Origin of the sequence: Clostridium sp. (assembly GCF_032552055.1) — a bacterium.
In the GTDB taxonomy this organism is placed as follows: Bacteria; Bacillota; Clostridia; order Clostridiales; family Clostridiaceae; genus Clostridium.
The window spans coordinates 1-5,557 of sequence record NZ_JAWGSV010000207.1; the positions used below are offsets into that span (position 1 = coordinate 1).

Sequence of the window (5,557 nt, forward strand, 5' to 3'; positions counted from 1 at the left end):
GCGCAGATACTGTTGAAAAAGTAGGAGAAATTACTAAGGCAGGAACTACTTGTGGGAGATGTAGACCATTAATACAAAATGTAATTGAAGTAAAAAGATAGACTTATTATATATTTATATTAGAAAAAAGATTTATTAGATATATAATAGGTCTATTTTTTTATTTTTATCAAAAAGTGAACGTTTATGATTATATGAAAAAAATATTTGAATGTTTTTGCATTAATTTGAACGAAAATTCTTGAAAACGATTTTGGAACGTAGTATTATTTAATCAAGGAGTGATTTTTATGTTAACAGAAGAAAGACATAAGCTAATATTAGAGGAGCTTAATAAAAATTCGGTGGTATATGTAAGTGAACTCGTAAAAATGTTAGATACTTCAGAGTCAACAATTAGAAGAGACTTAAATTCATTAAATGCAGAAGGTAAGCTTAAGAAAGTTCATGGAGGTGCTACTCTAGTTGAAAATGAGTTTAATACAAAGGATGATAACTTATCCATAAGAGAAAATTTAAATATGCAAGATAAGGCTATCATTGCAAAGTATGCAGCTAGTTTAGTAACTAAGGATGATTTTGTATATATAGACTCAGGAACAACAACAAATTTAATAATAGATTATTTAGAAGAAACAAGTGCAGTATATGTAACTAACGGTATAAATCAGGCTAAGAGATTAATAGGTAAAGGATTTACAACTTATATTATTGCGGGTGAGTTAAAAACTTCTACTGAAGCAATAGTAGGTGTTGAGGCTATAAATAGTTTAAGGAGATATAACTTTACTAAAGGCTTTTTTGGAACTAATGGTATTTCTGAAAATAGAGGCTTTACTACTCCAGATATGAAAGAAGCTTTAGTTAAAGAAGAAGCTATTAAAAGGACAAGAAACGCATATATACTTGCAGATAAAACAAAATTTAATGAAATAAGTTGCATTACATTTGCAGAAGTAGACGAAGCAATAATAATTACTACAGAAATAGAAGATACTAGGTATTATGATAAAACTGAAATAGTGGAGGTCTTAAAATTATGATATATACGATAACATTTAATCCAGCTTTAGATTATATAGTTAGAGTTGATGATTTCAAATTAGGGCAAGTTAATAGAACATCTTATGAAGAAATATATGCAGGAGGAAAAGGAATCAATGTTTCTATAGTTTTAAATAATTTAAATGTAGAAAATATAGCACTTGGATATATTGCTGGTTTTACTGGAGAAGAAATAGAAAATAAAGTAAAGCGTATGGGATGTAAAACAGATTTTATAAAGCTTAATAATGGTTTGTCTAGAATAAATGTTAAGTTAAAATCTAATGAAGAATCAGAGATAAATGGTCAAGGGCCAGATATTACTGATAACGATTTAGATAAATTATATAAAAAATTAGATTTATTGAAAGAAGGTGATGTATTAGTTTTAGCAGGAAGCATTCCAAATACCCTTCCAGAAAATATATATGAAATAATCATGGAAAGGTTAAAAGATAAAGCAGTAAAGATTATAGTAGATGCAACAAGAGATTTATTATTAAATGTTTTAAGATATAGACCATTTTTAATTAAACCAAATCACCATGAATTAGGGGACTTATTTAATATTGAAATTAAAAATGAAGAAGAAATTATTATTTATGCAAAAAAACTTAAAGAAATGGGAGCTAGGAATGTGCTAATTTCTATGGCTGGAGATGGGGCCATATTCATAACAGAAGATAATAGAGTTATAAAATCATCAGCTCCAAAAGGAAAGCTAGTTAATTCTGTAGGAGCAGGAGATTCTATGGTTGGTGGCTTTATAGCAGGATATTTAAAGAATAAGAATTTTGAAGAAGCTTTTAAGATGGGAGTTGCAACAGGAAGTGCTAGTGCTTTTTCAGAAGGATTAGCAACTAAAGATAAGGTGTATGAATTGTTAAAAGAAATATTATAGGATGGAGGATTAATTATGAAAATTACAGATTTATTAAATAGAAAATCTATATCAATAAATCCTAAGGTTGATTCTAAAAAAGATGCTATAAATATGTTAGTTAATTTAATGGATGCCTCAGGAAATATAAGAGATAAGAATGAGTATAAAAAAGCTGTTTTAGCTAGAGAAGAACTTAGTACTACTGGAATTGGAGATGGGGTAGCAATACCACATGCTAAAACGAAGGCTGTTAAGGATGCAGGTTTAGCAGCTATGATAGTTAATGATGGAGTCGATTATGATTCCTTAGATGGCAATCCAGCCAAAATATTCTTTTTAATAGCTGCCCCAGATGGAGAGAACAATTTACATTTAGAAGTTTTAGCAAGACTTTCAACTATGTTAATGGATGAAAAGTTTAGAAAAGCTCTAGAAAATTCAAAAACACCAGAAGAATTTATAAAATTAATTGATGAATTTGAAAACAAAAAGGTTAATAAAGTAAAAGAAGAAAATAAAGATGGATATAGAGTATTAGCAGTAACAGCATGTCCTACCGGAATTGCCCATACTTATATGGCAGCTGAAAGCTTAGAAGAAAAGGCGAAGGAAATGGGAGTTTCAATAAAAGTAGAAACTGATGGTTCAGGTGGAGCTAAAAATGTATTAACTTCTAAGGAAATAGAAGAAGCTGAATGCATTATTATAGCAGCTGATAAAAAAGTTGAAATGGCAAGATTTGATGGAAAAAAAGTAATTCAAACTAAGGTTTCTAATGGAATTCATAAGTCTGAAGAATTAATAAGTAGAGCTACATCAGGAGATGCACCTATTTATCATCATAATGGGTCAAAAAGTTCAGAAGAAGAATCTACTGGAGAAAAAGAAGGTATAGGACATCAAATATATAAGCACCTTATGAATGGAGTTTCACATATGCTACCATTTGTTATTGGTGGAGGTATATTAATAGCTCTAGCATTTTTATTTGATGATTATAGCATAGATCCTGCAAACTTTGGTATGAATACACCATTTGCAGCATTCTTGAAAACTGTTGGAGGAACTGCCTTTGACTTTATGTTACCTATATTAGCTGGGTATATTGCAATGAGTATAGGTGATAGACCAGCACTTGCAGTAGGTTTTGTAGGTGGGATGCTTGCTAATAAGGGAGGTTCAGGATTCTTAGGAGCATTACTTGCAGGTTTCATTGCGGGATATTTAATAGTTGGATTAAAGAAGTTATTTGAAAAACTTCCGAATAGTTTTGAAGGTCTAAAGCCAGTACTACTATATCCATTCTTTGGAATATTAATGATTGGTGCAATAATTATGTTTATAATAAATCCTCCAGTAGCAGCCTTAAATAATGGAATTACAAATGTTTTAAATAACATGGGTGAGAGTAGTAGAATATTACTTGGAGCAGTTTTAGGTGGAATGATGGCATTTGATATGGGAGGGCCTTTAAATAAAGCAGCATATGTTTTCGGAACAGCTTCTTTAGCAAATGGACAATTTGAATTTATGGCAGCAGTTATGATTGGTGGAATGGTTCCTCCTTTAGCAATTGCGCTATGTACAACTTTCTTCAAAAATAAGTTCACTAAGAAAGAAAGACAATCAGCATTAACTAACTATATCATGGGATTATCATTTATAACAGAAGGAGCAATACCTTTTGCAGCAGCAGATCCATTAAGAGTTATTCCAGCTTGTGTGGTAGGATCAGCAACTGCAGGTGCGTTATCAATGTTCTTTGGTTGTGCGCTTAGAGCTCCTCATGGTGGTATATTTGTATTACCAGTTATAAGCAATCCTTTAGGATACTTTGTTGCATTAGTTGTTGGTTCATTATTAGGTATGATAGTTTTAGCACTTCTAAAGAAAAGTAAATATTAGTATTAAAATTAAATCATTTAATATAAGATTTGAATAATTACTGTTATTTGTAAATTAGTCCTTTGTAAAAAGGACAAGATTGTAATATAATATAAATGTAGGAAGTTTAGTATAACAATACTAATTAAATTATAGGAGTGTGATTATGATGAAAAGCTTAAAAGGTACAAAGACAGCAGAAAATCTTATGAAATCATTCGCAGGTGAATGCCAAGCTAGAACTAGATATACTTATTATTCAAGCGTAGCTAAGAAAGAAGGTTTTGTTCAAATTTCAAACATATTTATGGAAACAGCTGAACAAGAAAAAGAACATGCTAAGAGATTTTACAAATTCTTAAAGGATGAATTTGCAGGAGAAGCTATTGAAATCAATGCAGCATATCCAGTAGGGTTATATGAAAGTACTGCAGACAATTTAAGAGCAGCAGCAGCTGGAGAACATGAAGAATGGTCTCACGATTATCCTGAGTTTGCTAGAATAGCAAGAGAAGAAGGATTCCCAGCTATAGCAGCAGCTTATGATAAGATTAGTGAAGTAGAAAACATGCATGAAAGAAGATATAATGCATTATTAAAGAATGTAGAAAATGGAACAGTGTTTAAGAGAGAAGAAGTAGTTCTTTGGAAATGTGGAAATTGTGGATTTATTTTCGAAGGAAAAGAAGCTCCAGAATTATGTCCAGCATGCTTACATCCAAAAGCTTACTTTGAAGTATGTACTGAAGCATATTAATAGTTCTAAGAACCTGAAAGTGTTACTTTCAGGTTCTTTTAATTTTTATATTTATATAATGACAAATACATATAGATTAATAAGTTATTTAAGAGATATAATTAATATAATACTAGAAATACATAAAGGGGTATTATTATGTTTAAGTCTTTGAAAAAAAAGTTCACAGGGATATATCTTGCTTTAGTATTACTTATTATATTAGTAGGAGCAGCATCTACTGTAAGTACAAATTCAATAAGAAATTATATAAATGGATTTATAAGTAATAACTATATGAGCATTGATTCTGTAAATAATATGATAAACGCTATTAATAATCAAGATAAAGCTATCTTAATTTATCTTCAAGGAAATAAGGAAGAAGCATTAAATTTGTTTCATAAAAATGATGATGAATTTTATAAATGGTTTTATATTGAGAAAGGAAATGTTACAGAAGAAGGGGAACTTGATGTTGTAGATGAAATAAACAATCAATATATTGAATTTGGAAAGTTATTTTCATCCCTTCAGGATATAAGTAATGGTAGTAACCATGAAGAAATAGTAGAGTATTATTATGAAAAGATAGTACCTCAAATCGATACCATTAATACTTCCTTAGAGAATTTATCAGATTTAAATGAAGAAATTCTATTTAGTAAAAAGGAAAGCTTAAGAAGTATGGCACAAACATCTATTTATATAATAGGTTTTATGGCGTTAATAGTTTCAGTGTTAGGTGGATCTATTGCCATGTTTCTAACTAATAGGTACTTTAATCCTATTACTTTGTTATTAGATGCAATTAAGTCAGTTAAAGAAGGCAATTTAAATAAGAAGGCTCCTATAGTTTATAATGATGAAATAGGTGAGCTAGCATTAGAATTTAATAATATGGTAAATAGACTTTATCAATTTGAGATAGAATCTAAGGGAAGTTTACAAGCTGAGAAGGACAAGTCAATAAATATAATAAAAAGTATATCTGATCCAATAGTATTATT

The 5,557-nt window shown here is 29.8% G+C and carries 6 protein-coding genes; all 6 read left to right on the plus strand.

Features of this window, described 5'->3' with window-relative positions; all coding sequences use genetic code 11:
* Window positions 1-101 (plus strand): (2Fe-2S)-binding protein (locus E6248_RS12335; protein ID WP_316341104.1); only part of this gene is annotated, 101 nt, incomplete at its 5' end.
* Between the two features lie 189 nt (window positions 102-290).
* Window positions 291-1,043 carry a DeoR/GlpR family DNA-binding transcription regulator gene (locus E6248_RS12340; protein ID WP_136007627.1) on the plus strand — a complete coding sequence of 251 codons (753 nt, stop codon included), beginning with the start codon at window positions 291-293 and terminating at the stop codon, window positions 1,041-1,043.
* Window positions 1,040-1,945 carry a 1-phosphofructokinase gene (gene pfkB / locus E6248_RS12345; protein WP_136007626.1) on the plus strand — a complete coding sequence of 302 codons (906 nt, stop codon included), beginning with the start codon at window positions 1,040-1,042 and terminating at the stop codon, window positions 1,943-1,945. The genes E6248_RS12340 and pfkB overlap by 4 nt, the downstream gene beginning before the upstream one ends.
* 15 nt (window positions 1,946-1,960) lie before the next feature.
* Window positions 1,961-3,832 carry a fructose-specific PTS transporter subunit EIIC gene (locus tag E6248_RS12350; protein WP_316341102.1) on the plus strand — a complete coding sequence of 624 codons (1,872 nt, stop codon included), beginning with the start codon at window positions 1,961-1,963 and terminating at the stop codon, window positions 3,830-3,832.
* Window positions 3,833-3,980: 148 nt separating this feature from the next.
* Window positions 3,981-4,568 (plus strand): rubrerythrin, encoded by a 588-nt coding sequence (gene rbr / locus E6248_RS12355; RefSeq protein ID WP_316341105.1) that lies wholly within the window; start codon window positions 3,981-3,983, stop codon window positions 4,566-4,568.
* Window positions 4,569-4,706: 138 nt separating this feature from the next.
* Window positions 4,707-5,557, plus strand: an 851-nt coding sequence (locus tag E6248_RS12360) for a HAMP domain-containing protein (protein ID WP_316341103.1), incomplete at its 3' end; no start/stop codon positions are given.